The 23,979-nt window shown below is 72.9% G+C and carries 26 protein-coding genes; 9 read left to right on the top strand and 17 right to left on the bottom strand.

Features of this window, described 5'->3' with window-relative positions:
- The first annotated feature begins 144 nt into the window (after positions 1-144).
- Positions 145-525 (top strand): phosphoribosyltransferase family protein, encoded by a 381-nt coding sequence (locus Aiant_RS43350; protein ID WP_306415818.1) that lies wholly within the window; start codon positions 145-147, stop codon positions 523-525.
- Positions 526-624: 99 nt separating this feature from the next.
- Here the strand turns inward: Aiant_RS43350 and Aiant_RS43345 are convergent, their stop codons facing one another.
- Together Aiant_RS43345 and Aiant_RS46810 are read right to left on the bottom strand one after the other, a co-directional pair.
- Positions 625-1,470, bottom strand: coding sequence for a calcium-binding protein (locus Aiant_RS43345; RefSeq protein ID WP_189330446.1), 846 nt, complete (start codon positions 1,468-1,470; stop codon positions 625-627).
- A 100-nt stretch (positions 1,471-1,570) separates the two neighbouring features.
- Positions 1,571-2,437: an NAD(P)H-binding protein gene (locus tag Aiant_RS46810; protein WP_189330445.1), complete on the bottom strand. Its 867-nt coding sequence runs from the start codon at positions 2,435-2,437 to the stop codon at positions 1,571-1,573.
- A 41-nt stretch (positions 2,438-2,478) separates the two neighbouring features.
- Between Aiant_RS46810 and Aiant_RS43335 the strand changes: the two genes are divergently transcribed.
- Positions 2,479-2,970: an SRPBCC family protein gene (locus Aiant_RS43335; protein WP_189330444.1), complete on the top strand. Its 492-nt coding sequence runs from the start codon at positions 2,479-2,481 to the stop codon at positions 2,968-2,970.
- Here Aiant_RS43335 and Aiant_RS43330 read toward each other — a convergent pair.
- From Aiant_RS43330 to Aiant_RS43310, 5 genes are all read right to left on the bottom strand, one after another.
- Entirely contained in the window at positions 2,967-3,326 is a 360-nt protein-coding gene (locus Aiant_RS43330; RefSeq protein ID WP_189330443.1) for a GntR family transcriptional regulator, read from the bottom strand. The two genes, Aiant_RS43335 and Aiant_RS43330, sit on opposite strands and share 4 nt — an antisense overlap.
- On the bottom strand, positions 3,326-4,708 hold the full coding sequence (locus Aiant_RS43325; RefSeq protein ID WP_189330442.1) for an MFS transporter: 1,383 nt from the start codon (positions 4,706-4,708) through the stop codon (positions 3,326-3,328). The genes Aiant_RS43330 and Aiant_RS43325 overlap by 1 nt, the downstream gene beginning before the upstream one ends.
- Before the next feature lie 72 nt (positions 4,709-4,780).
- Positions 4,781-5,245, bottom strand: coding sequence for a hypothetical protein (locus Aiant_RS43320; protein WP_189330441.1), 465 nt, complete (start codon positions 5,243-5,245; stop codon positions 4,781-4,783).
- Between the two features lie 2 nt (positions 5,246-5,247).
- Positions 5,248-7,050, bottom strand: a complete 1,803-nt coding sequence (locus Aiant_RS43315) for a dynamin family protein (RefSeq protein ID WP_189330440.1) — start codon at positions 7,048-7,050, stop codon at positions 5,248-5,250.
- Entirely contained in the window at positions 7,043-8,524 is a 1,482-nt protein-coding gene (locus Aiant_RS43310) for a dynamin family protein (RefSeq protein WP_189330439.1), read from the bottom strand. Before Aiant_RS43310 ends, Aiant_RS43315 begins: the two co-directional genes overlap by 8 nt.
- Positions 8,525-8,698: 174 nt before the next feature.
- Here Aiant_RS43310 and Aiant_RS46805 point away from each other — a divergent pair, with 174 nt between their 5' ends.
- From Aiant_RS46805 to Aiant_RS43290, 4 genes are all read left to right on the top strand, one after another.
- Complete coding sequence (locus Aiant_RS46805) at positions 8,699-11,143, top strand: LuxR C-terminal-related transcriptional regulator (RefSeq protein ID WP_189330438.1); 2,445 nt, start codon at positions 8,699-8,701, stop codon at positions 11,141-11,143.
- Positions 11,140-11,667 carry a LuxR family transcriptional regulator gene (locus Aiant_RS43300; protein WP_189330437.1) on the top strand — a complete coding sequence of 176 codons (528 nt, stop codon included), beginning with the start codon at positions 11,140-11,142 and terminating at the stop codon, positions 11,665-11,667. Before Aiant_RS46805 ends, Aiant_RS43300 begins: the two co-directional genes overlap by 4 nt.
- A gap of 56 nt (positions 11,668-11,723) precedes the next feature.
- On the top strand, positions 11,724-11,933 hold the full coding sequence (locus tag Aiant_RS43295) for a hypothetical protein (RefSeq protein ID WP_189330436.1): 210 nt from the start codon (positions 11,724-11,726) through the stop codon (positions 11,931-11,933).
- A 175-nt stretch (positions 11,934-12,108) separates the two neighbouring features.
- Positions 12,109-13,131, top strand: coding sequence for a S66 peptidase family protein (locus Aiant_RS43290; protein ID WP_189330435.1), 1,023 nt, complete (start codon positions 12,109-12,111; stop codon positions 13,129-13,131).
- Positions 13,132-13,919: 788 nt separating this feature from the next.
- On the opposite strand, the gene Aiant_RS43285 is transcribed toward Aiant_RS43290, so the two are convergent.
- The 5 genes from Aiant_RS43285 to Aiant_RS43265 form a co-directional block, all read right to left on the bottom strand.
- Positions 13,920-14,396 (bottom strand): hypothetical protein, encoded by a 477-nt coding sequence (locus Aiant_RS43285; protein ID WP_189330434.1) that lies wholly within the window; start codon positions 14,394-14,396, stop codon positions 13,920-13,922.
- A 77-nt stretch (positions 14,397-14,473) separates the two neighbouring features.
- Positions 14,474-14,872, bottom strand: a complete 399-nt coding sequence (locus Aiant_RS43280; RefSeq protein ID WP_189330433.1) for a PNPOx family protein — start codon at positions 14,870-14,872, stop codon at positions 14,474-14,476.
- A gap of 49 nt (positions 14,873-14,921) precedes the next feature.
- Complete coding sequence (locus Aiant_RS43275; RefSeq protein WP_189330432.1) at positions 14,922-15,971, bottom strand: alpha/beta fold hydrolase; 1,050 nt, start codon at positions 15,969-15,971, stop codon at positions 14,922-14,924.
- Positions 15,968-16,264 (bottom strand): hypothetical protein, encoded by a 297-nt coding sequence (locus Aiant_RS43270; protein ID WP_189330431.1) that lies wholly within the window; start codon positions 16,262-16,264, stop codon positions 15,968-15,970. Before Aiant_RS43270 ends, Aiant_RS43275 begins: the two co-directional genes overlap by 4 nt.
- 54 nt (positions 16,265-16,318) lie before the next feature.
- Complete coding sequence (locus Aiant_RS43265; RefSeq protein WP_189330430.1) at positions 16,319-17,290, bottom strand: Glu/Leu/Phe/Val dehydrogenase; 972 nt, start codon at positions 17,288-17,290, stop codon at positions 16,319-16,321.
- 69 nt (positions 17,291-17,359) lie between these two features.
- Here Aiant_RS43265 and Aiant_RS43260 point away from each other — a divergent pair, with 69 nt between their 5' ends.
- Complete coding sequence (locus tag Aiant_RS43260) at positions 17,360-17,827, top strand: Lrp/AsnC family transcriptional regulator (RefSeq protein WP_212846818.1); 468 nt, start codon at positions 17,360-17,362, stop codon at positions 17,825-17,827.
- A 717-nt stretch (positions 17,828-18,544) separates the two neighbouring features.
- Here the strand turns inward: Aiant_RS43260 and Aiant_RS43255 are convergent.
- From Aiant_RS43255 to Aiant_RS43245, 3 genes are read right to left on the bottom strand one after another with little or no spacing between them, the layout of a single operon-like run.
- Positions 18,545-19,270 carry a VOC family protein gene (locus Aiant_RS43255; protein WP_189330428.1) on the bottom strand — a complete coding sequence of 242 codons (726 nt, stop codon included), beginning with the start codon at positions 19,268-19,270 and terminating at the stop codon, positions 18,545-18,547.
- On the bottom strand, positions 19,267-20,151 hold the full coding sequence (locus Aiant_RS43250; protein ID WP_189330427.1) for a quinone oxidoreductase family protein: 885 nt from the start codon (positions 20,149-20,151) through the stop codon (positions 19,267-19,269). Before Aiant_RS43250 ends, Aiant_RS43255 begins: the two co-directional genes overlap by 4 nt.
- Positions 20,151-20,888 (bottom strand): metallophosphoesterase family protein, encoded by a 738-nt coding sequence (locus tag Aiant_RS43245; protein WP_189330426.1) that lies wholly within the window; start codon positions 20,886-20,888, stop codon positions 20,151-20,153. The genes Aiant_RS43250 and Aiant_RS43245 overlap by 1 nt, the downstream gene beginning before the upstream one ends.
- A gap of 72 nt (positions 20,889-20,960) precedes the next feature.
- Here Aiant_RS43245 and Aiant_RS43240 point away from each other — a divergent pair, with 72 nt between their 5' ends.
- The gene (locus tag Aiant_RS43240; protein ID WP_189330425.1) at positions 20,961-21,767 is read left to right on the top strand and encodes an SAM-dependent methyltransferase; all 807 of its coding nucleotides are present in this window, start codon (positions 20,961-20,963) and stop codon (positions 21,765-21,767) included.
- On the opposite strand, the gene Aiant_RS43235 is transcribed toward Aiant_RS43240, so the two are convergent.
- Together Aiant_RS43235 and Aiant_RS43230 are read right to left on the bottom strand one after the other, a co-directional pair.
- Complete coding sequence (locus tag Aiant_RS43235) at positions 21,756-22,508, bottom strand: metallophosphoesterase (RefSeq protein WP_189330424.1); 753 nt, start codon at positions 22,506-22,508, stop codon at positions 21,756-21,758. The two genes, Aiant_RS43240 and Aiant_RS43235, sit on opposite strands and share 12 nt — an antisense overlap.
- Positions 22,509-22,564: 56 nt before the next feature.
- Positions 22,565-23,164, bottom strand: coding sequence for a TetR/AcrR family transcriptional regulator (locus Aiant_RS43230; RefSeq protein WP_189330423.1), 600 nt, complete (start codon positions 23,162-23,164; stop codon positions 22,565-22,567).
- A gap of 164 nt (positions 23,165-23,328) precedes the next feature.
- On the opposite strand from Aiant_RS43230, the gene Aiant_RS43225 reads away from it, so the two are divergent.
- Positions 23,329-23,916, top strand: coding sequence for a class I SAM-dependent methyltransferase (locus Aiant_RS43225; protein ID WP_189330422.1), 588 nt, complete (start codon positions 23,329-23,331; stop codon positions 23,914-23,916).
- The last annotated feature ends 63 nt before the right edge of the window (positions 23,917-23,979 follow it).

The following is a 23,979-nucleotide window of genomic DNA, read 5'->3' as shown; positions in this document are numbered from 1 at the left end:
GGGTGACGTTTCGTCCCGGCTCCGCGCGGCGTTCTGCTGGCGCGGTGATCACGACGATCGGTACGCCGATGTCACTGGCTGGTGGCGCGATGCTGACCTGCTGCGTCTGCTTTGGCGCAGCTGTTTCCTGAGGCTGCGCCGACGGTGGTGCTGGGTCCGGATTCGCGGGGGTCGCTTGTGGGTCCGCTCGTCGCGCTTCATGCGGGGGTCGGTTTCGTCGAGGTGCGGAAGGATCGGACGCCTGCGGGGGACAGCGACGAGTGGGTCCGGCGCACGACTCCGCCTGATTACCGCGATCGGCATGTGGTGCTCGGTTTTCGCCGCGGTCTGCTCCGATCGTCCGATCAGGTGCTGGTGGTCGACGACTGGGTGGATACGGGCAGTCAGGCGCGGACGGTGCGGGCGATGGTCGACAGCGTGGGCGCCGGCTGGGTGGGGTTCGGGTGCATCGTGGACGCGCTGGACGACTCGCGGTTGCGGCGGGAGCTCGGCTTGCGCTCGCTGCTGCGGTTGAGGGATCTCTAGGGGGCGCAGCCGATCAGAGGACAGACCCGCCCCGCCGTGAGCCGGCCGGCTCCCGGGCGGCGGGGCAGTGCTGCCCGGGAGCCGGGGTGCGGGGTTGGTTCAGGGGGTGATGACCTGGGTGAGTTCGCAGTTGACGAAGGTGTCCGGGGTGGTGCCGGTGGAGCGGACGTCGGAGGTGCAGTGGTCGGTGTCGGCGCCGCCGTCGATGGTGCCGTTGCCGGTGGCGGTGAGGTCGTCGGCGCCGCCGAGGCCCTGGACCACGTCGCGGCCGAAGGTGCCGTGGATGACGTTGGGTCCGGTGTTGCCGATCAGGACGTCGTCGTGGAAGGTGCCGGTGAGGTTTTCGACGTCGGCGGCGATGGTGTCGCGGGCGCCGGCCGGGCCGTCGTCGGTGCTGCCGTCGTCGCCGGTGGCACCGTCGAGGTCGGCGTGGATGCCGAGGCGGGTGCTGTTCTCGTTGTAGGTCGCGGTGTCGGTGCCGGTGCTGCCCTGGATGAGGTCGGCGCCGAGGCCGCCGTTGAGCTCGTCGTCGGCGGTGCCGCCGGTGAGGTGGTCGTTGCCGTCGCCGGCGCGGATCAGGGACGGGATGGCGGTGGCGTTGGTGATGGTGTCGTCGCCGTCGAGGGTGCGGATGGAGAGTCGGAAGGTGCTGGTGGCGGCACCGCAGCGGGCCTGGTGGGTGGTGATGAGGGTGCAGCCGGCGCCGGTGGTGAGCGGGGCGGCGGGGTTGGTGACGGTGACGCTCCCGGTGGTGATGGCGACGGTGACCTGGTCGTTGTAGCCGGGCAGGGTGTCGTATTTGATGACGCCGGTGCCGCGGACGACGCCGGGCTGGCAGTCGCCGTAGCAGCCGGGCGTGGCGGCGTGTGCGGGTGTGGCGGTGAGCAGGGCCGGGATGGTGCCGAGGGCCGCGGCGCCGCCGAGCAGCCGTTTCTTGTCGAGCATGATTTCCCCCCGGGGATAGTTGACCCTGGGAACGATGGCGAATGTCGCTGAAACGGTCCTGATGCGCGGCTGAAACGGCCCGTCGGGCGGCCGCCGTCGCTCACCGGGTGAGGTGGGTGGCGGCCCAGGCGTGCAGGGTCGTCGGGGTGGTGGTGATCGGGGTGCGGGTCTGTTCGGGGGTGAAGCCGTCGCGCAGGCCGGTGGTCATGGCCAGCACGGCGGCGGCGGCGCGGGGGCTCATCCCGGCTTGGGCGAGGCCGGCGGCCATGGTGTCGTCGGAGACCACGTTCAGGGTGATTTTCGTGTCGAGGGCTGTGGAGAGGATGTCGGCGGCCTGCGTCCAGGTGAGGTCGGCCGGGCCGTGCACGGCCTGGATCGTGGTGCCGGTCCAGTGCGGGTTGAGCAGGCGGGCGGCGGCGACCTCGCCGACGTCGCGGGGGTCGACCCAGGCCATCGGCTGGTGCGGGGCCGCCGCCGTGGTGAGGCTGCCGGCCCGCAGTTCGTCGGCGTAGCCGTGCAGGTTGGTGAAGTAGTAGCCGCAGCGCAGGGTGTGCACGCTCGCCCCGGTGGCGGTGAATTCGTGTTCGCTGCGGGCGAGGCCGTCGATCATGCCGGCGCCGGTACCGAGTTCCGCGCCGATGCTGCTGATCAGGACGATCCGGGGCACCCGGTTGGCGTGTACGGCGGCGGTCCCGTTGTCGACCATGGTGGCCATCTCGGCCAGGGGGTCGTCGGCGGTGAAGTTCTCCGGGGTGGCCCAGAGCAGCGTGTCGACGTCCTGGGTGGCGTCGCGGACGAAGGCGGGGTCGAGCAGGTCGCCTTGGGCGATCTCCACGTTGTCGTGCAGGCCGGGGTCGAGGCGGCCCGGATCGCGGAGCAGGACGCGGGGGCGGATGCCTGCTTGCAGGAGCAGGCGCAGGGTGCGGGAGCCGACGTTGCCGGTGGGTGTGGTGATGGCGATGGTCATGCCCTCTTGCCTACTCCGGGGGTGCGACAAGAATCGGGGGCATGATCGGGGATCGATGGGGTGTGACCGACAGCGAGGTGGCCCGGCGGTATCCGTGTGACGCCCTGGTGGCGGATCCGGTGTTGCAGGCGTGGCGGGGGGTGCGTGTCGAGGCGCCGGCGGAGCGGGTGTGGGCGTGGTTGCGGCAGGTGCGGCTGGCGCCGTATTCGTATGACTGGGTCGACAATCTGGGGCGGCGGTCGCCGCGGTCGCTGGTGGCGTTGCCGGAGCCGCGGGTCGGTGATCCGTTCACGAGTACGGGTGGGTGGCCGCAGGGGCGGGTCCTGGCGGTGGAGCCGGGGCGGCATCTGACGGCGCGGATCATGGGTGCGGTGATGTCGTATGTGGTGGAGCCGCAGCCGGACGGGTCGACCCGGCTGCTGCTGAAGGTGGTGATGCGGGGTAATCGGCTGGTGGCGGCGGGGGTGTGTGTCGGTGATCTGGTGATGGCCCGGCGTCAGTTGCTGAATTTCAAGCGGCTGGCGGAGGGTTAGCCGGCGTCGAGGGCGGCGCGGACGAGGGCGAGGGCGGTGTCGGCGGGGATGCCGAGGGAGCGGGTCGTCTCGGCGTACGCAAGGGCGGCTTTTTGTGCTCTTTGTGAGGTGCCGGTGGCGCGGGCGGTGATCACGGTTCCGGCTCGGCCGCGGGTTTCGACGAGGCCGGCTTGTTCGAGTTCTTTGTAGGCGCGGGCGACGGTGTTGACGGCCAGGCCGAGGTCGGTGGCGAGGTGCCGGACCGGGGGGAGTTTGGTGCCGGCGGCGAGGGTGCCGTCGGCGGCGAGGGCGGCGATGGCGAGCCGGACCTGTTCGTAGGGTGGGGTCGGCGAGTCCGGGTCGAGGGTGATGTTCACTAGACCAGCTTCGGGGGCGTGTTGCCGGCGGCGATGATGGCTCGCCGGATGGGGACGAGGGCGAGCAGGACGCCGCCGAGGACGAAGAAGACGACGAGTGAGACGATGCCGAGCCGGTAGCTGTTGGTGAGCTGGAAGATCAGGCCGAAGAACAGCGGGCCGAGCCAGCTGGTGCCTTTGTCGCTGATCTCGTAGAAGCCGTAGTACTCGCCTTCGCGTCCGGCGGGGATGAGCTGGGAGAACAGGCTGCGGCTGAGGGCTTGGCTGCCGCCCATGACCAGGCCGATGCCGGCGCCGAGCAGCATGAACGGGATGGGTGCCTGGGCGGGGAGCCAGAAGGCGGCGACGACGACGCCGAGCCAGAGGGCGAGGGCGACCAGGATGGTGTTGCGGGCGCCGATGCGGTTGGCGAGGGCGCCGAGCAGCAGGGCGCCGCCGAAGGCGAGGAATTGCACGATCAGGATCGTGATGATCAGGACGGATTGTTCGAGTTTGAGTTCTTCGGTGCCGAATTGGCTGGCGAGGGAGATGACGGTCTGGATGCCGTCGTTGTAGATCAGGTAGGCGCCGAGGAAGGCGAGGGTGAGCGGGTAGGCGCGCATCGCGGTGAGGGTGTGGCCGAGTTGGCGGAAGCCGTCGGTGAGCACGTTGCCGCGGCGGGTGGTGCTGTCGGTGCCGGGGTGTTCGCGGAGCCAGAGCAGCGGGAACAGGGTGAAGGCGGCCCACCAGACGCCGGCCGAGACGATGGACCAGCGGGCCAGGTCGAGGGTGCGCTGGGTGTTGCCGTCCTGGCTGAGCAGGGTGACGGCGACGAGGTTGAGCAGGAGCAGGACGCCGCCGCCGAGGTAGCCGACGGCCCAGCCGCGGCTGGAGATCCTGTCGCGGTCGTCGGGGCCGCCGAGGTGGGGCAGGAACGAGTTGTAGACGACGACGGAGGCGCCGAAGGCGATGTTGGCGATCAGGAAGAGGATGCCGCCGAGCAGGTAGCGGTCGCCGGTGACGAAGGCCATGGCGACGGTGGCGCCGGCGCCGAGGAAGGCGGCGGCGGCGAGCAGGGGCTTCTTGCGGGGGGCGCGGTCGGCGACGGCGCCCATCACGGGCAGGACGACGACGGTGAGCAGGACGGACAGGGAGACCAGGTAGGGGAAGTAGGAGCCGGCGGCGACGGTGATGCCGAGCGGGTGCACCGAGGCGGTGCAGTCGGGGGCGCCGTCGCCGATGGTGCAGCCGGCGGCCAGTTTGGTGATGCTGGTCAGGAACGGTCCGAGGAAGACGGTGATGACCGTGGTGGAGAAGGCGGAGTTGGCCCAGTCGTAGAGGTACCAGCCGGTGCGTTCCCGCTTACCGGCGGGGACGGGGGTCGGGGTGCCGGTCAGGGCCATCGTGTGCGCTCCAGAGTGTTCGTCGGTGCGGGCACATGATGCCATCCTGGGGGCGTTCAGGCGAGACGTAGGTCACTGTTCACCGGGTGTCCACCAGCGGGCCAGGGCGCTGACGGCGGGATCGTCGGAGGCGGCGAGGGTGGTCCAGGGGTCGGCGCCGTCGGGGATGTCGATGCCGGCGGTGGCGGCGAGTTCGTGGGGGTCGATCGGGTCGATGCCGGGTGCGTAGGTGTCGGGGGCGCCGAGGGCGGCGGCGTCGACCCAGGGGAAGCCGTCGACGGGTTCGGGGAGGTCGCCGACGTCGAGGGTGGGCGGGAAGTCGTCGGCTGCCACCGGGTCGTGGATCTCGGGGGTTTCCGGGAGGTCGTCGGCGGGGGTCGTGTCGTGGTGGTCCCAGTCGGGCGCGTCGTCGACGTGCGGGTCGTGGTGGTCGGCGAGGTCGGGCAGCTCGTGGGTGTCGGGCAGCTCGTGGATGTCCGGGAAGTCGGGCAGGTCGCCGTCGTCGTGGTGGTCGAAGCCACCCCAGTGGTCGCTCATGTCTACCTTTCGTCGTCGATCGGCGCCGGGGTCAGTGCTCGTGCGCGCAGCAGCGCCTCGTCGGCCTGGCGCAGGCGTACGCGTACCGTGTCCAGTTCTTGCTGGGCCGCGGCGCGCCGTTTGGCGCGGCCGGACGCGTCCTCGGCGGCGGCCGCGTCGATGTCGGCGATCTGGGCGTCCAGGTCTTTGAGCCGGCGTTCGACGGCGTCGTCAAGGGCGACCGACAGGGCGTATTGCAGGTCGGTGAAGCGGACGGTGATCTCGTCGGCGAGGGCGGCGCGGGCTTCGGCGAGCACGTCGCGCAGCCAGGTGCGGGCGTGCTGGCGGTCGCTGTGCACGCGGCGGCGGTAGAGCACGTAGCCGCCGGCGGCCAGGCCGAGGCCGATGCCGGCGACCGGGATGAGCAGGCCGCCGGCGGCGCCGAGCACGGACATGCCCAGGGCGGCGCCGCGGCCGGCCATGAAGGCGATGCCGCCGGCGGACAGGGCGATCAGCAGGTTGTCGCCGGAGCCGTCGCGTGGCGGGGTGGCGGCCAGGGCGTGGCGCAGGGTGGCGTTGAGTTTGCCGAGGACGGCGTCGCGTTCGCCGGTGTCGAAGGCGCTGGCCATGACGGTGTCGGCGACCTGGGCGAAGGTGGTCTCCAGGTGTTCGGAGAGGGTGGCGGCGACGGCCTGCAGCTGGGTGTCGAGGTCGTCGGGGAGTCTGGTGAGCTGGTCGCCGCGCAGGGTGTCGATGCGGGCGCCGAGTTCCTGCTGGATCTCGGCGACGCGGCTGCGCAGCAGGCCGACGGTTTCGACGCGGGCGCGCTGGATCTCGGCGCTGAGCAGCAGGGTCCATTGCCGGGATTCGGTGCGTTTGCGGGCGGCCAGGGCGGCCCGGTCGGCGCGCAGGCCGGCTTGGCGGGCCGGGTCGGCGGTGGCGGCCTGGACCTTGGCGTCGGCCAGGTCGTGCAGGCGGCCGAGTTCGCCGCGGGCGGCGCGCAGCACGTTGGCCAGTTGCAGCTGGTGGCCGCGGCCGGCGAGTTCGATGAGGGCGTGTTGCAGGCCGGGGATCTTGGAGGCGTCGGTGAGGGCGGCCTGCCGGTCGGGGTCGGTGGTGGCCAGGGCGAGTTCGGCGAGGCGGGCGGAGACCGGGAACCAGGGTGCGGCGGCGAAGCGGGGGGCGTGGGCGTGCAGCAGGGCCTGGTTGTCCTCGGCGATGCGCCGCCACTGCGGATACGCGTCGATCTTGGTGAGGGCGAAGACGACGGCGTCGACGCGTTCGGCGGCCTGGGCGAGGAAGTCGAGTTCGGGCCGGGACAGGGGTGCGGAGGCGTCGGCGGCGAACAGCAGGGCGGTGCCGCGGCGCACGGCGTCGAGGGCGACGGTGGCGTGGGCCGGGTCGAGGCCGCCGGCGCCGGGGGTGTCGAGCAGGCTCAGGTATTGCAGCAGCGGGGCGGGGTGGGTGACTTCGATGCGGCGGGCGCGGCGCCGGCCGGTGGCCCAGTCGGTGAGGTCGTCGACGGCGACGGGTTCGCCGCCCTCGGGCAGCCAGGCGCGGGCGCTGCGGGTGGGGCCGGGGACGAAGCCGAGGTAGGTGGCGGTGGTGACGGCGGCGTCGACCGGAGACAGGCCGGGGACGCCGAGCAGGGCGTTGACCAGGGAGCTCTTGCCGCGTTTGGTTTCGCCGACGATGACGACGGCGGGGCGGGTCAGGTGCAGGCGGCGCAGCTCGGCGAGGTCGGCGGCGGCGTCCATGTCGACGGTGCGCAGGTAGGCGAGGGTGTCGCGGACGGCGGTGTCCATGGTGGCGGTCAGGTCACGCATCGCGGACCTCCTGGGCCAGCAGCTGGAAGCCGCGGTGGGCGATGTGCGCGACGCGGGCCTGGGCGGGCCCGGCGCCGTCGACGGCGTAGGCGCGCCAGCGGCCGGCGGCGGCGATCAGGTCCTGCGGCCCGGCGCCGGGCCGGCCGAGGATGTAGGCGGGGTCGTCGGAGGTGGCCAGGCGGATCAGTTCGGTTTCGCGGTCGGCGGGCAGCCGGACGGCGCCGGTGGCGGCGCGCTGGGCGGCGTCGAGCAGTTTGAGCCGGTGGTAGGCGGGGTCGCGCAGCAGGTCCTCCAGGGTGTCGCGGACGCGGGCGCGCAGCCGGGGGTCGGTGGTGTGCCCGGCGAGGCGTTCCAGGCGGGTCAGCGCCCAGCCGGCTTTGATCGCGTCGGAGCGCCAGCCGAACGACTGTTGCAGGGTGTGTGCCAGGCGGGGGAAGCCGGAGACGGCGAGCAGGCGGCGGACGAGTTCGCCGGTGCCCAGGCGGGGTTCGGCGGCGAGCTGGGCGCAGGCGTAGCCGATGCCGTACAGGTCGAGGCGGGCCAGCAGGCGTTCGCGGCGGTCCGGGTCCGCGGGGGCGGGCAGGGTGCGGAACAGGTCGACGGAGGTGAGCAGCAGGCCGAGGTCGTCGCCGGGCAGGGCGGCCAGGCGGGCCAGGGCGTCGCGGTCGGGGTCGGTGAGCCGGCCGGCGCCGGCGGTCTCGGCGAGCAGCCCGGCGAGCGGGACGACGTCGCCGACGGTGCGGGCGAGCAGGGCGGCCTGCTGGGTGGCCAGGGGCCCGGCGATGGGCCAGGGGTCGCCGGGGCCGCCGGTGAGGGTGTCGACCTTGGCCAGGACGCCGAGGGCGTTGATCGGGGAGGTGGCCAGGCGGGCGGAGGCGTCGTGGAAGGCGTCCAGGGCGCGGACGTCGTCGGCGCGTACGGCCTGGGTGAACACGTAGATGACGGCTTCGGCGGCGGCGACCTCGCGTTCGGAGTCGGCGTCGATGTCGGTGTCGAACGGGGCGTCGCCGACGACGCGGGCGGCGCGGTCGCTGGCCGCGACGTCGGTGGAGGACAGGCCGGGGGTGTCGACGACGGTGAGGGTGCGCAGCCGGTCGTTGGTGAGGGTGACGTCGAGGTAGGCGATGCCGGTGGCGGGGGTGCCGAGCCGGGCGGGGATCATGCCGTCGTCGTCGAGGGGCAGGCTGCGGCGCCGGCCGTCGCGGGTGACGACGTCGATCCGGTCGGCGGGCCCGTAACGGAAGCGGGTCACCACTCTAGTGCATTCGCCGGCGGCGGTCGGGGCGACGCGCCGGCCGATCAGGGCGTTCACTAGTGTCGACTTTCCGGCTTTCAGGCGACCTGCGATCGCGACCCGTAACGGTTCGTGTAGACGGTTGCCGATCTGTCGTACCTGGCCACCAGCGTGCGGACCGAATTCCGTGACGATCTCGTGACAGAGTGTAGCCAGTCGCTGGCTGAGCGGGCCGGTCACCACGACTCGTCAGCGCAGCACACCGTCAGCGACAATGTGCGGAACGCGGCAGTCGACGTCACGAAACGGGCCTTCCTTCCAGCGGCGGCAGGGCGATCATCCGCCCGCCGCACAGCCTAGGATGCCGATGACGCGTCGGGGATCCCGAGTTCGTGCCAGGCAAGGAGGACACTAGTGGCGGACGAGCCTTACCTGGCCGCATCCTCCACTCTGCGTCACGGCCCGGCCCTCGTCGTGCTGGCCGGCCCGCCCGGCTGCGGCCGCAGCACCCTGCTGCAGCGCATCGCCGCCGCCGCCGGCGGCCCCGTGCACAGCGGCGGCGGCCTGGCCATGCTCGCCGGCGTCCCCGCCCTCGCCCTGTCCCGCGCGGTGCGCGCCCGGCTGCCCGGCGACGACGTGCACCTGCTCGCCGAAGCCGTCCGGTCCCGGGTCCGCGGCGGGCTGCTGGTCCTCGACGACCTGCACCACTGCGACCCGGCCACCGTCGCCGCCCTGCCGCACCTGGCCCGCACCTGCCGGGTGCTGGTCGCCCTGCGCACCCCGCACCGGCTCGGCGACGACACCCACCAGGCGCTGCGCGAGGCCGCCACCACCTGGGTGAACGTGGCCCCGCTGACCGGTGACGAGGCACACGCCCTGGCCCGGCGCACCGCCGCCCGCCTCGACGACGCCACCCTGAACGCGGTCGTCGCCCGCGCCGGCGGCAACCCCCTGGCCGTCGTCGCCCTGGCCCGGCAGGCCGCCGCCGGCAAAGCGCCGGCCGCGCAGGACGCCGACCAGATCGCGTACGCCATCGCCACCGCCCTGGCCGACCTGCCCCGCCCGGCCCGCACCGCCCTGGCCGCCCTCGGCCTGCTCGGCCGGCCCGCCCCCGCCGCCCTGCTCGGCCCCGGCGCCGCCGACCTGCACGCCGCCGGCCTGGTCGCCACCGAGCCCGGCGGCGCCCTCCACCCGGTCTCCGCCTACGTCGCCGAGACCGCCGCCGGGCTGCTCGACGCGGCCGCGCGCGCCGACATGCACCAGCGGCTCGCCCAGCTGACCCCACCGGCCGAGGCCGCCCGGCACCTGGCCGCCGCCGGGGACGCGGCCGGGGCGTACCGGCAGGCCCTGGCCGCCGCCGACGCGGCCACCGGCGGCGAACGCGCCACCCAGCTGCTGTTCGCCTGCTCCCTGGACACCCCCGTCGACCTGCGGGTCCGGCTCGCCGCCGCCGACGCCGCCCTGGTCGCCGGCCGGCCGGGCGACGCCGCCGCCGTGCTGGCCGCCGCCGGGGCCCGCCCGACCGGCGTCGCCGCACCCCTGGCCCTGGAGGTCGCCGTGCTGCGCGGCGAGGCCCTGCTGCAGGCCGGCGACCCGCACGCCGCCCGCGACGCCGTCGCCGGGGTCCCCGACACCGCCGCCGCGCCGGTGCTCGCCGGCCGCGACCGGGTCCTGCTGCTCGCCGCCCTGGACACCGCCCCGATGTCCGCCCTCGACCTCGCCGACAAGATCGCCGCCCGGCACCCGGACCCGCTGCCCGGCGTCGCCGCCGCCCTGGCCGCGGTCCGCGCCGCGCACCGCGTCCCCGGCTGGGACACCGCCCTGGCCGCCGCCGCCGACCCGGCCGGCGACCCGCTGATCAGCCGGTGGAGCGCCTGGCTGCTCGTCGAGCACCTCGCCGCCGACGGCCGCCTCGCCGAGTCCGCCACCGCCGCCCTGCGCGCCGCCGACGCCGCCGGGGCCGCCCTGGCCTACGGCTGGCAGACCCGGTTCCTGGCCGCCGCCGACTGGGCCCTGGCCCTGCACGGCCCCGACGAGCGCGCCGACGACCTGCTGCGCCGCGCCGGCAACCTGACCGACCTGGCCCTGCCCGAGCAGGCCCGCGCGTACGCCAGCGCCGCGACCGCCCTGATCGAGGCCGACACCGGGCTGCTCGCCGCCGCCCGCGCCCGCCTCACGAACGCCCCCGCGCACCCGGCCGCCGACTGGGTCCGCCGCGAGGCCGCCTGGCTCGACGGGCAACCCGACCGCGGCACCAGCCCGGCCACCGGCGACGGGCTGCTCGCCGGCCTGCACGCGATCACCGCCCGGTGGGCCGCGCACGACCTCGGGCTGCGCGAACACCCGCCGATCCCGACCGGCCTGCCCGCCCCCGCCCGGCGCACCCTGACCGCCTGGGCGGTCGGCACCGGCTTCCCCGCCGCCGCCGACAGCTGGCAGCCGATCGCCCTGCGCGAACAGATCCGCTGCCTGATCGCCGCCGGCCTGACCGACCCCGACCGGGACCGGGCCGTCACCGCGCTGCTGCGCGCCGAACAACTCGCCGACACCGCCGGGCTGACCGTGCTCGCCGGCCGGGCCCGGCGCGCGCTGCGCACCCACGGCATCCACCGCGACGTGCGCGGGCGCCGCTCCGAGGGCGGGCTCACCCAGCGCGAACAGGACGTGCTGCGGCTGGTCGCGGCCGGCGAGCCGACCCGCCGCATCGCCGGGCAACTCGGCATCTCCACCGAGACCGTCGACACCCACATCCGGGCCAGCATGCGCAAACTCGGCGCCCGCACCCGCACCGAGGCCGCCGCCCTGGCCTTCGCCGCGACCCGGCTCGACACCAGCGACAACAGCGAGGATGGCCGGTGAACACACAGCCCGACGCACCACGCCACGTAGTAGCCACCTCGGCCGACGCTGACACCGTCCTGCGGCGGCTGGCCCGCGAGGGCTGGACCGCCCGATCCGGATTCGCCCTGCCCGACCCGGCCTGGGACGTCGCCGCGCACCGCATCGTCCTGCACGGGCGCATCGCCGACGACGACACCGAAACCGTCGCCCTGGCCGTGCTCGCCGCCGCCCGCGGCGCCGGCGTCGTCGCCGTCTGCGACCCCGAGTCGGCGGCCGGGCGGGCCCTGATCGACGACCTGAGCCGGATCGGCGCCGTGCACCGCGGCACCGACGGCGCCGACCCGGTCGCCAGCCTCATCCCGGAACAACGCGCCCTGCTCGACCGGCTCGCCGCCGGCGACACGATCGCCGCCGCGGCCGCCGCCGAGTTCCTGTCGCTGCGCACCGCCAACCGGCGCATCGCCGAGGCCCGCGCCCTGTTCGGGGTGCGCACCACCCGCGAAGCGGTCCTGGCCTACCTGCGCCAGCGCCAACCCGAATAACCCCTTTTTCGGTACGCCCCGAGCATCCGTTCCCGGCCACGACGCGAGGAGGTGCCGTGAGCGCGTACATCGCGTTCTTCGCCGCACCCGGCGACAGCGCCGCGGCCGCCGTGCACAACAGCGGCCCGGCCGGCAGGTATCCGCTGGTGGCCGCCGACGACCTGCACTTCGACGCCGACGAGCTCGACGCCGCCGCCGCCGCGAATTCGGCCTCGGCTTCCTCGGCCGGCGCGTGCAGCTGCGGGACCATGCCCTGCAGATGCTGATGCCCGGCGCGGGCCTCGGCAAGGATCTCCGGGCGCCAGCGGGCCACGTAGTCACGAACCGCAATCCCCCTGGGGTCGGCTGCGTAATGGGACCGGTTGGGATCTAAGTTCGCCGTGCTGACTGGCCTGTTGGAAATGTGTAGCGTGTTGTGGCGCGTGTGCGGATACTGCGCCGGTGACCGGTTCTGCATCGCCTCAGCTGCTTCGGCCTCGTGCGCTGAGGCCAGGTGATCTCCTCGTTATCGCTTCGCTGTCCGGGCCGCTGCCTGCGGCTTACGAGCGCAACGTTGAGCAGGCGGTGGACGTGCTTGAGCGGATGGGATTCCGGGTGCGTCGGGCACCGCTGCTGCAAGTGGGACAGCACCGGTGGTGGAGCGCGGCGACGCCGGCGGAGATCGCCGCGGAGCTCAACGGTCTTCTTCGTGATCCTGAGGTTCGTGCGATCATCGCGACGGACGGCGGCCAGACGGCGTTCGGCTATCTTGACTTGATCGACGTCGAGGCGATCAGGGCCGACCCCAAGCCGATCCTTGGCTACAGCGACATCTCCTTGCTGCATTTGGTGCTCTATGCACGCACAGGTCTGGTCGGGTTCCATGCCGACATGGCCGTGCCTGGCTTCGGCGGGCACTGGCAGATGGTGCCGGCGACCCGTCGAGCGCAGCTCGAGAAACTGTATTCAAGGTTGCTGACCGATACCGAGGCGATCGGTGTGTTACCTGCGAGTTCGTCGTGGGAGTGCTGGCGTGCCGGGCGTGCCGAAGGCCGGCTGATCGGTGGGGTGATCAATCGCATCGCGCTGGTGCAGGCGACGCGTTTCGCGGTGCCGCTCGAATGCTTCGACGGTGCCGTGTTGTTCTGGGAGGAGATGGGCGGCCTGGCATCGCATGTATGGAGCTATCTGCAGGTGATGCGGCATTGCGGCATCCTCGATCGGATCTCTGGCATGGTCGTGGGCGTTCCGCACGATATCGCCGGAGTGGACTCGCCTGACGCGTCCCCGACGCTGGCCGAGATCGTCCTTGACGTGCTTGGCGACCGTGACATCCCGGTGCTGGGCAACGTCGATTTCGGACATGCCGGGCCGAATCTGCCGATGCCGGTCGGCATCCGGGTCGGCCTCGATGCGCAGCAGGGGACGTTATCGCTGCTCGAATCGGCAGTGCGACCGGGTGCGATGACGGAGCGGGTCAGCTGAACGCGGTGGGACATCGAGATCACCGAACCAGGGGAATTACGTGAGCGGATCACGGCCTCTCGGGGGAATTGCGCGAGCGCCGACACCAGACGGGAAGATCAGCCAGATGTCCTCCCTGCGTGTCGATTCAGGCTCCCGAAACGGCAGCTGACGACGACAGCACGGCCGGTGACCAGCGGCAGACTCGGACTGCCCCAGGTCAGGGATACGAGACGCCGGCCAGATTCTCGGCAATGTCGAAGGAGGCGCCGCATTCGGGACAGGCGAGCCGCCCGAAGAGGCGGGTCAAGCCCGCGGCTACCACTGCGCGGCCTGCTCGCCGGCGTATGTCGCGCGATCGGCCTCGGTAGCGTCCACCGCGATGAAACCAGCCAAAGCCAACGGCGTCTCGCGCTGGTTCAAGGTGCCGGAATCAGGCCGGGCTGCAGTGGCGATATGCCGTGGTCAGGGGCCTCGAAGGGAGGCCGAGAGCCTTGATGAGCTCCTCGTGGTGAACCTCGGCCATCCCGTACGCAAAGGTGCCCTCGTCGCGTAAGGCGGCGGCGATGGCGTCCAGGTCGGGCGGGCCGACCGCGAACGGGGCGAAAGCGGCAGGATCGTCGATCCCATCGGAGCGAACGTTAGCCGATCATCACGATGACTGGTTCAGGTGAGGTGGAGCCGACGGCACGCCGTGGCTATGACGGTTCCATTTTCGAGCGGATTCAGCCGGTCGTCGCAACGCTCCGGGTGGATGACGACCCGTCCACCCGGCCGCCGGAGTGCCCTGGCGGCCGGGTGGCGGTGACTCATTCGCAGGACGCCGCCGCCCGGAACGCGTCGTACTTCGCGACGACGTCGTCGTGGTCCTTCTTGAGGTTCTCCCGCGTGGCCGAGTCCGCCGTGCCTTGGGCGATCTGCGCCTGGGCGATGAGCACCTGAACGTCGTAGCCGGTGATCTCCCGCTTCAGCTCTTTCGCAGCCTGGTCGTCGTAGGCACCCACCGCATCGGCGAAGGCGTTCCCCGCCTGGATCACCGGACCGGCGCCGCGCGTGGTGAGGGATGTGTTCGCCTTCGCCCATGCGGTGTAGGCCTTCTTGACCGCGGCACACCGCGCCAGGCCGCCGGAGGCAGCGCTGGACGAGGCCGGGGTTACCGCAGCGACCGAAGTGGCCGCGGCTGACGGCGACGCAGCGGCCGTCGTATCCGTGGAGCCGCCGGTTGCACTGCAGGCCGCCAGCAGAAAAACGGCCACGGTTCCCACGACGGCGGAGCGCATATCCATCGACGGAGGTTACAAGACAACCCTCGCCGGACCGGCCGCCGCCCCGCTACATCCGCGTACCGGAAACCGGTCTTGATCTAGATGCGGCGCAGGACCAGCCAGGCGTCGGCCGGGAACAGGGTGCGGGCGATCGCCCACACGGGACGTGAATAGTAGGGGCGGGCGGCTGTCGCGTCGATGATCCGGGGCTGGTCGGCCGGGTGCGGGCGGCCCTTCCAGCGCAGCGTGCAGGAACCGGCCGCCTGCACGTTGCGGACCCAGTTGGTGCGGGCGCCCCACGGCAGGTTGATGACGAAGACCTCCGGGGTGACGGTGACCGCGACCGGCACGCTCAGCTCGCGGCCGGACACCCGGCCCCGATGCTGCACGACCGCCCACAGCGGAAAGAACCGGCGGCCGGCCAGGACCCGGACGGCCGGGGCGGTCGCCCGGGCGAGACGCCACGACGTGGTGTTGGGAGCTGCGGAAACGCTCATGCCCCCGATCGTGCCCGCCGCGGGCTGGCCGGCACATCACCGGCGGCCGTCACGGCGGATGACGGAAATCCGTCACGCCGCGCAGCGCGTAGGCGACCGCGTCGGCCCGGCCCCGCGCCCCGATCTTGCGGTAGATGCTGGCCAGGTGCCGCTCCACGGTGTGCACGGCGATCCCCAGCCGGCGGGCGAGCTCGGCGTTGGAGTCGCCGTCGGGCAGCAGCCGCAGCACCTCCCGCTCCCGGGGTGTCAGCGGCCCGCTGCCGGTGCGGCTGACCCGGCCGCTGGTCACGAAGTCGGTCACCAGGCGCAGGTCGGCGGCCGGATCCTCCAGGAACAGCGTCGGCGTGCTGCCGGGCAGCTCGACGAGCCGGGCGTCCGGCAGCGCGGCGGTCAGCCGGCGGGCGACCTCGACCGGGATCTGCTGCTGGCCCTGCCGGTGCAGGACCAGGGCCGGTGCGCGCACCTGCGGCAGGTCACCGGTCACGTCGATGTCCTGCGCGGCCGCGAACCAGGCCTTGGCGACCGGCGCGGTCGTCGCGGTGCGGAACGCGTCGGCGGTCCACCTGTTCGACGAGCCGGTGTCCCAGCCCAGCCAGGCGGCCGCGGCGGCGTCGGCGAACAGGTCCCAGTCCTGGTCGATCAGCGACAGCAGGGCCCGGGTCTGCGCGGGCAGCATCGCCTCGCGCATCCGCGGCGCGCCGCCGAACAGCACCAGCCGCTGCACCCGGGCCGGGTCGCGGGCCGCGAACGCGATCGCGGTGGCCGTCGCATGGTAATAACCCAGCAGGGACGCGCGGTCGATCCCGGCGTCGCCGAGGACGGCCCGCAGATCCCGCAGGTGCGCGTCGACGCCGAGGTTGTCCGGGTCGACGCGCCGGTCGGAGCTGCCGGTGCCGCGACCGTCGTAGAGCACCACGGTCAGCTCCCGCGACAACGCCCGATAGGCGGCGCGGATCGCGGGGATCCGCCACTGGGCGACGATGTTGCTCAGCGACGGCATCCAGACCAGCACCGGGCCGCGGCCGAACATCTGATAGCCGATGGTGACGCCGTCGCTGGTGCGGGCGAACCGCAGCGGCGGGGTGTCGGCGCCGGTCATCGCGGGAACAGGGTCAGCTGCTGCGGGCCCGGCGCGGCCAAGCCGTCGGCGCCGGCCGCGCGCAGGCAGCGGTGGCAGGTGACCGGGGCGCTCGTCGGGCGCAGCGCGGCCAGCTCTCCGCCGGACACCCCGACGTGGCAGGCCGGGCCGGGCACCTCCAGCTCGCCCAGCCACCGCACGGTCGCGACCGCGTGGACCGCGCCGCCGCCGCGCGACACCGCGTTGCGGCCGGCGAAGTCGGCCCGGGCCCGGGCGACGACGGCCGCGAGAAGCTCACCCACCGAAGACGTCACGCCGGTCATCATGCCGCCCGGGTACGACAGTTTCCGCGCCTGTGGACACCGGGCTCACTGTACGGCGGCCGCCGGGCTGATGCCGCCCGCCCGGGCGGCCGCCAGGATCGCGGCCAGGGTGTCGCCGATCGCCTCGACCCGGGCGGCGGCCTGCGCCGGGGTCTCGTGCAGCAGCTCGACCGCGGTGGCGTTGATCAGCCCGCCGGCGCTGACCACGATGTCCGGCGCCCACAGGATGCCGCGCTCGTGCAGCAGGCCGGCGGTGCCCGGCTCGTCGAGCTGGTTGTTGGCCGGCCCGGCGATCGCCGCGCAGCGCAGCCGCGGCACGGTCCGTGCGGTGAGCAGCCCGCCGAGAGCGGCCGGGATCAGCACGTCGACGTCGGCGGTCAGGCACTGCCGCGGGCTGAGCCAGGTGACACCGGGCCGGCGCCGCGACTCGTCGACGTCGGCGGCGCTGATCGTCGCGCCGGTCGCCGCGAGCAGGTCGAGCACGTGCCCGCCGACCCGGCCCAGGCCGAGGATCGCGAAGCTGCGCCGTCCCAGGTCGGGTGAGCCGAACCGGTCGGCGCAGACGGCGCGCAGCGCGGCGACGACCCCGGCGGCGGTGTGCGGGGACGAGTCGCCGCTGCCGCCGGCCGCCTGCGGGCGGCAGAACACGTGCGGGGTGCGTTCGGCGATGACCGCCATGTCGCCGGGTCCGGTGCCGACATCCGGCCCGGTCGCGTAGCGGCCGTCGAGAGACGCGATCAGATCGCCGACGTCATGCAGGAGATCAGGCCCTTTTTCGTACGCCGTGGGCACCGCCACCACGGTCTTCGCGCCACCCAGCGGCAGACCGGCGATCGCGCACTTGGCGGTCATCGCCGCCGACAGCCGCAGCGCGTCGGTGACCGCGTCGCGCCAGTCCGGGTAGGTCGTGATCCGGCAGCCGCCGGCGGAGCGGCCGCGCACGGTGGTGTGCACGGCGATGGTGATCGGCAGGCCGGTCCGCTCGCCGCGGTGGGTGACGACGTGTTCGTGGTCCATAGGGCGAAGCTAGCCAGGTGCACGGCGCTGACCGGCCGGTTCCGAACGTCGTTCGCGAAATGGGGGAGAATGCCGGTCGTGGACGAACTTGATGCGGCGATCGTGGGCCATTTGCAGACGGATGCGCGGCAGACCAACCGGGAACTGGCCCGCACGGTCGGGATCGCGCCGTCGACCTGCCTGGAACGGGTGCGGTCGCTGCGCGAGCGCGGGGTGATCACCGGGTTTCACGCCGAGGTGTCGCTGGGTGCGCTCCACCGCGGGGTGCAGGCGTTGCTGCACGTGCAGGTGCGGCCACTGAACCGGACGGTGATCGAGAGCTTCAAGGCGTACGCGATGGGGTTGCCGGAGGTGTTGTCGGTGTTCGTGGTCGCCGGCGGTGACGACTTCCTGGTGCACGTGGCGGTGCCGAGCGTGGACGCTCTGCACGGGTTCCTGATGGACAAGTTCAGCGGCCGCCGGGAGATCGTCGGGTTCCGCAGCTCGGTGATCTACGAGCACACCCGCAAGCCGGTGATCGAAGCCCTGGACCTCTGAAGACCGCCGACCGATTCGGAGAGCGGGACAGGTGCGGTTGCCGGCGGCACCGACAAGCGGCAAGTCGGGACCACAACCGGGCAGATTGCTGTGGGCGAAGGCTGCGAAGATCGAGACGGCGAAACAACCCGACAGTCGCGACCAGACACACATGGGGCCGGAGTCTCGACGGCTGGCAGCCTCGGGTCAGGCGACTGCCAGAACAATGCTGTGGGCTGAAGCGCGGCGGCGGCCAGGTTCAACGGGATCGCGGAAAGAAACGACCAGGCAGCGACTCTGTTGCCACTCTTCCGGAGCCTGGCGACCTCCGCCTTCGTGCCACGCGTCTCGGCTGCGAGCGCGTCGACCTGCACGGCGAGGCCGGCGCAGTCGATCTTTGGGGCGGCACCTGTCACGTCGCGGCACACGAGCTCGAGCTTCGCGGTGACGGCCTGGACTTCGCAGAGGGCAGCTTGGTGCTGGCGGTGACACTCCCAGCGTGACCGGCGAGCGGCCAGAGTGGTCGCGGCGGCCGCCGCGACGGGAACGAGGATGGAAAGGGTCCTGACGAGGGTTCTGGCGCTCAACATGACGGGCTACCGTCGATGCGCCCTCCAAGATCCGAATGTGATTCGAATGTGATTGGCGTCACGTGCTGTGAGCTGGTGAAACCAGGCATCTAGCGGCCGGCAGCCAGATCGGCAGGACCAGCCCACGACGGCGCGGAGCTGACGGGAGTCAGGACGGAGGACGGGCGGTGACGCAGTACTCGCGGCCGGCCGGGTCGCGCAGCGTCGTCCAGTCGCCGGGGACGCGGCGCACGACGGTGGCGCCCAGGGCCTCGTGCCGGGCGACCTCGGCGGCCACATCCGAGCACGCCAGATCCAGGTGCACCCCGGCGGGACCGGACTGCAGGCGTTGCAGCAGCAGCCGCATCGGGATCGGCGGCGGCGGGAGCAGCCGCTCGAACTCGGGGGAGTCCACCGGGTCGGCCCGCCACCCGGTGACCGCACGCCAGAACGTGAACTCCCGGTCGTACGCGGCATCGGGAATGTCGAGGCACAGCTGGTCCGCGACGCTGGCATGCCCGCCCGGCCAGACCGGCGCAGCCGGGCCGGCCCTCTCCCCGGACCACGGGACCAGGCAGAACACGATCCCGGCCGGGGACCGCAGCACCACCAGATCGTCCTCGCTGTACAGCAGCGCCGCCCCCAGCTCCCGCACCCGCGCGGCCGCCGCCGGCACCGCGCCGACGTGCAGGTCCAGATGCGCGCGGGCCGGCGGGTCACCGACCACCTGCACCCGCAGGTTCGCGTCGCCCGCGGCGGGCAGCAGCGTCGCGAACGTGCCCCCGCCCCGGCGTGCCGACAGCGTCGTCCCGGTCACCGCCGGCCAGAACCGTTCGGCGGCCGCCGCGTCCGCGGCCGGCGTGTCTAGGAATCCGGTCACCCAGCGCACCGTCATGGCACCAGCACCACCTTCCCGCAGTTCGCCCGCCCCAGCACGATCTCATGCGCCCGCCCGGCCCGCTCCAGCGGCAGCACCTCGTGCACCCGCGGGCGCAGCGGCAACTCCCACAGCTCCCGCTCGTGCTCGGCGTAGCGTTGCGGCTGCGTCCGGGCGAAGTACGCCATCGAGAACCCGGTGATCGTCTTCGCCCCGGCCAGCAGGTCGTAGGCGGGGACGGTGCCGCCACCGGAGGCGAAGAACACCGCCCGGCCGCCGGGCCGGGCCGCCGCCAGCGCGCGGGGGAGCACCTCACCACCGGCGCCGTCGAGGACCACGTCGACCGGTTCGACGCCCGGCGCGTCGTAGCCGACGACCTCATCGGCGCCCAGGTCGTACAGAAAAGAAGCCTTGCCCGGCGACGCGGCCGCGACCACCCGCCCGGCGCCGCGCAGCCGCGCCGCCTGCACCAGCAGACTGCCGACACCGCTGGCCGCGGCCGTGACCAGGACCGACTCGCCCGGCGTGAGCGCCGCCGCGTCGAGCACCCCGAGCGCGACGTGCCCGGAGCGCACCAGCGCCACCGCGGAGACGAAGTCGGCGGTGTCCGGGATCCGGGTGGCGAGCACGGCCGGGGCGGTCACGACCTCGGCGTAGGACCCGCCGAACGGCAGCGCCGCGACCCGGTCGCCGACCTTCCAGCCGTCGACGTCCGGACCGATCCCGATCACCTCACCGCCGACCTCGCCGCCGGGCACCTGCCCGTCGCGCAGCCCGGCGACCGCCGGCCGGGTCACCCCGATCGCCCGGGCCCGGATCAGCAGCTCCCCGTCGCCGGCGACCGGCTCCGCGACCTGCTCCAGGCGCAGGCCGCCGGCGTGGCAGCGGATCCGGCGCATCAGTTACGTCCCGTCCGCAGCGCGGCCGCCACATCCGGGCGCCCGAAGCTCTCGGCGCACCCGGCCGCGGCCTCCCACGGGTACTCGACCTGCCGGAACGTCACCTCCCACCGGCCGGACACGTCGTCGACCAGCGCATACCGGGCGTGCGGGGTGCCGGCCGCCATCTCGTGCGGGAACGGCGCGTCGTCGGTGTACGCGGGCCAGCCGACACTGCCCGGGTTCACGATCAGCGGCCCGCCCGGCAGCCGCAGCGACCCGGGCAGATGCGTGTGCCCGCACAGCAGCAGGTCGTAGCCGGTGACGTCACCGAGGCGCTCCCGGACCTCGTCCACCGTCGCCGCCCGGGCCCCGCCCGCATCGACGGTGTGCAGCAGATATTGCAGGTCGTCGGTGGGGGTGCCGTGGAAGGCGAGCACCCGCAGCGCCGGCGACAACGTCATCGGCAGCGACGCCAGCCAGCTCAGGTGCGCGCCGGTCAGCAGGCCGGTGGTGATCCGGTCGGCCATCCCCTTGCGGTCCTCCGGAAGCGTCAGCACCTGCCGTTCGTGGTTGCCGGCGACCGTCGGCAGACCGATCTCGATCAGCCGGTCCGCGGTCTGCGCGGGCTGGACATAACCGGACAGCAGATCCCCGAGGTTCACCGTCACGTCCACGCCGTCGCCGTCGATCGCGGCCAGCACCGCGTCGAGCGCCGGAAGGTTGCCGTGCACATCGGAGATCACCGCGAGCCGCATGCGCCCACCCTACGGGCCGCGGCGACCGATTTATGCGATAACGTCGACCATCATCGATACGGGGAGGATGACATGGGGGAGAGCACACCCGCCGGGCTGGACACCTCGACCATGCACCCGGCCCGCCGCTACAACTACTGGCTCGGCGGCAAGGACCACTTCGCCGCCGACCGCGCATCCGGCGACCTGATCGAGAAATTCCACCCCACCATCCGGACCACCGCCCGGGAGAACCGCGCGTTCCTGCGACGCGCCGTGCACCACCTGGCCGCCGACGCCGGCATCGACCAGTTCCTCGACATCGGCACCGGGCTGCCCACCGCCGACAACACCCACGAGGTCGCCCAGCGTGCCAACCCGGACGCCCGCGTCGTCTACGTCGACAACGACCCGATGGTGATGGCACACGCCCGCGCCCTGCTCGACGGCGCCGGCGCCACCTGCTACATCGAGCAGGACCTGCGCAACCCGGGCGCCATCCTGGCCGACCCGCAGCTCACCGACACCATCGACCTGAGCCGCCCGGTCGGGCTCACCCTGGTCGCCGTCCTGCACTTCATCCCCACCCACCAGCAGGCCCGCGACATCGTCGGCGAACTGCTCGCCGCGCTCGCCCCCGGCAGCCACCTCATCCTCACCCACGGCACCACCGACTTCGCCACCCCACACGAACGCGCGTACGCCGAGCAGCTGCTGCGCGGCGGCCCCGCCGACGCCTACCCGCGCAGCCACGACCAGATCGCCGAGTACTTCACCGGCCTGCACCTGATCGAGCCCGGCCTCGTCCCGGTCAGCGACTGGCGCCCCAACCCGGACGCGCCGCGCCCCAGCGCCCACGACGTCGCCCTTTACGGCGGCGTCGCCCGGCTAGGCGATTAGCCGCGCGTCCGGCAACACCACCGGCGCCCACCGCGCGGCCCCGGTGGTCCCGTGCTTCGGATCCACCCCGAGGAACCGGCCACCGCTGCACCGGGTCACCGTGTGCCGGGCATCCCAGTCCACCGTGGTCCGCACCCGGATCCGCTCCTCGCACGCCCACTGCCGGTCCGCGAACCGCACCACCGACGAATGCCCGTGCACCTGCGAGAACGGCAGCGACGCCACCCCGGTCAGCCACGACGGATACAGCCGCGACCCGGCCTCGGCCCACAACGGCCCGTCGTAGTCCCACAACAACGGCTCCGGCCGCGTGTTCAGCAGATCCGCCGCCGTCGCCGCGGTCACCGGCGCCCCCAGCTCCCGCCAGGCCGGCAGCGTCAGCCCGGCATGACACAGCAGCAGCTCCTCACCGTCGGCGGTCCGCACCGCCGCGGCGACCCGCAGCCACTCCCGCAACCACCAGGACCGCAACACCGCCGCGTCCGACTCGGCCAGCGGCTGCGGCCAGAACGCCACCCCGCCCAGATACTGCGCCTCATGGTTGCCGATCAGCTGAATCCACCGGCCCGCGGCCAGCCGCTCGCCGACCAGCCGCAACACCCCCGCCGAGTCCGGCCCCCGGTCCACCAGATCCCCGACCTGGATCACGATCGTGTCCGGATCGCCGGCCAGCGGCAGCACCACCCGCTCCAACTCGCCGGCACAACCACCGACATCCCCGACGATCACGATCCGCGCCATGGCCGAAACCTACCCGCGTCCGATCCGGACCGCTTTCCGGTACGCCACGCCGCCGGCTAACCGATCGCGGGGTCCGGAGCCGAACCCTGACCGGCGGCCAGCGCCCCGTGCAGGAACAGGTCGACCACCTGATCGGCCGGCAACGGCCGCACCCCACCGAACACCATCGCGACGAACACCTCCGCCAGCGCCGGCACCGGAAACCGCAGACGCCGCCCATCCGGCTCCAGCACCCGCACGACAGCCTCCCGCAGCTGCGCCGAAGCACCGAACGCCCGCAGATCCTCCGCCCGCCCACCCGAACCGTCCGCCACCGGAACACTCGCCAGCAACTCGCCGACATCGACCCGCAACCGCTCGTGATAGCCGTCCAGAATCTCGGCCACCGCGACCAGCCGCGCGGCGAGCGGCAACTCCACCCCGATCCCGGACATCGCCCGCAACTCGCCCACCGGATCGGTCACCTCGGCCCACGCCCGCGTGAACGTCTCCACAAACGCCTGCGCGGCCGCCTCCTTGTCCGGGAAGACCGCCAGCAGCTCATCCTCACCGACACCCGCCGACCGCGCGATCCCCGCCATGCTCAGCGTCTCGAACTCGGCCATCAGCGGCACCATCGCCCGCACCACGGCCAGCCGCACCTCGTCAGGACTCATCCCGACCACGCTATGCGGCACCGGCAACCCGAAACCACTTGAGACTTCGCCCGGCAAAACCCGGGTTTCGCCGAGAGAAGCCTCAAACAGGCAGACGTACGACACACCAACCGCGCACCGGCACGATAAGGTCGCACCACGCCGACCGGCCCAGGGGAGAAGACATGATCGACTACGACGAGGCGTACCGCACCGACACCGCACCCTGGGACATCGGCAAACCCCAGCCCGCCCTCACCGCCCTGCTCGACTACGGCGTCCGCGGCCCCAAAGTCCTCGACCTCGGCTGCGGCACCGGCGACCTCGCCCTCGCCCTGGCCCGCCGCGGCTACCACGTCACCGGCATCGACATCTCACCCGTCGCCATCGAACGCGCCCGTGCCAAAGCCACCGGCCTCACCGCCACCTTCGACGTCCAGGACGCCACCGCCCTGCACCTGCCGAACGCGCCCTTCGACACCATCATCGACTGCGGCCTGCTGCACAACCTGCACCGATACGGCGGCCTCGACGCCTACCTCGCCCAGCTACCCGGCCTCGCCGAACCCGGCACCATGCTCTACGTCCTGGCCATCTCCGCCGAAGCCGGCGACACCTGGACCATCACCCGCGACCAGCTCACCCAATGGTTCCCCGAACCCACCTGGACCGACACCACCATCAAAGACGTCCCCGTCACCGCCGAAGTCGGCGACGAAAAACTCACCATGCCCGGCTACCTGCTGCGCACCTTCCGCGCCTACACCACCTGAGCCCGTCATCCAGGCGCACGCACTGGCGAGCCGCAGGCCACGCGAAGGTCCCGAAACCCCCGC

This window comes from Actinoplanes ianthinogenes (assembly GCF_018324205.1).
Lineage (GTDB): Bacteria > Actinomycetota > Actinomycetes > Mycobacteriales > Micromonosporaceae > Actinoplanes > Actinoplanes ianthinogenes.
Note: the sequence above shows the minus strand (reverse complement) of the source record. Positions and strands in the feature narration are given on the sequence as shown.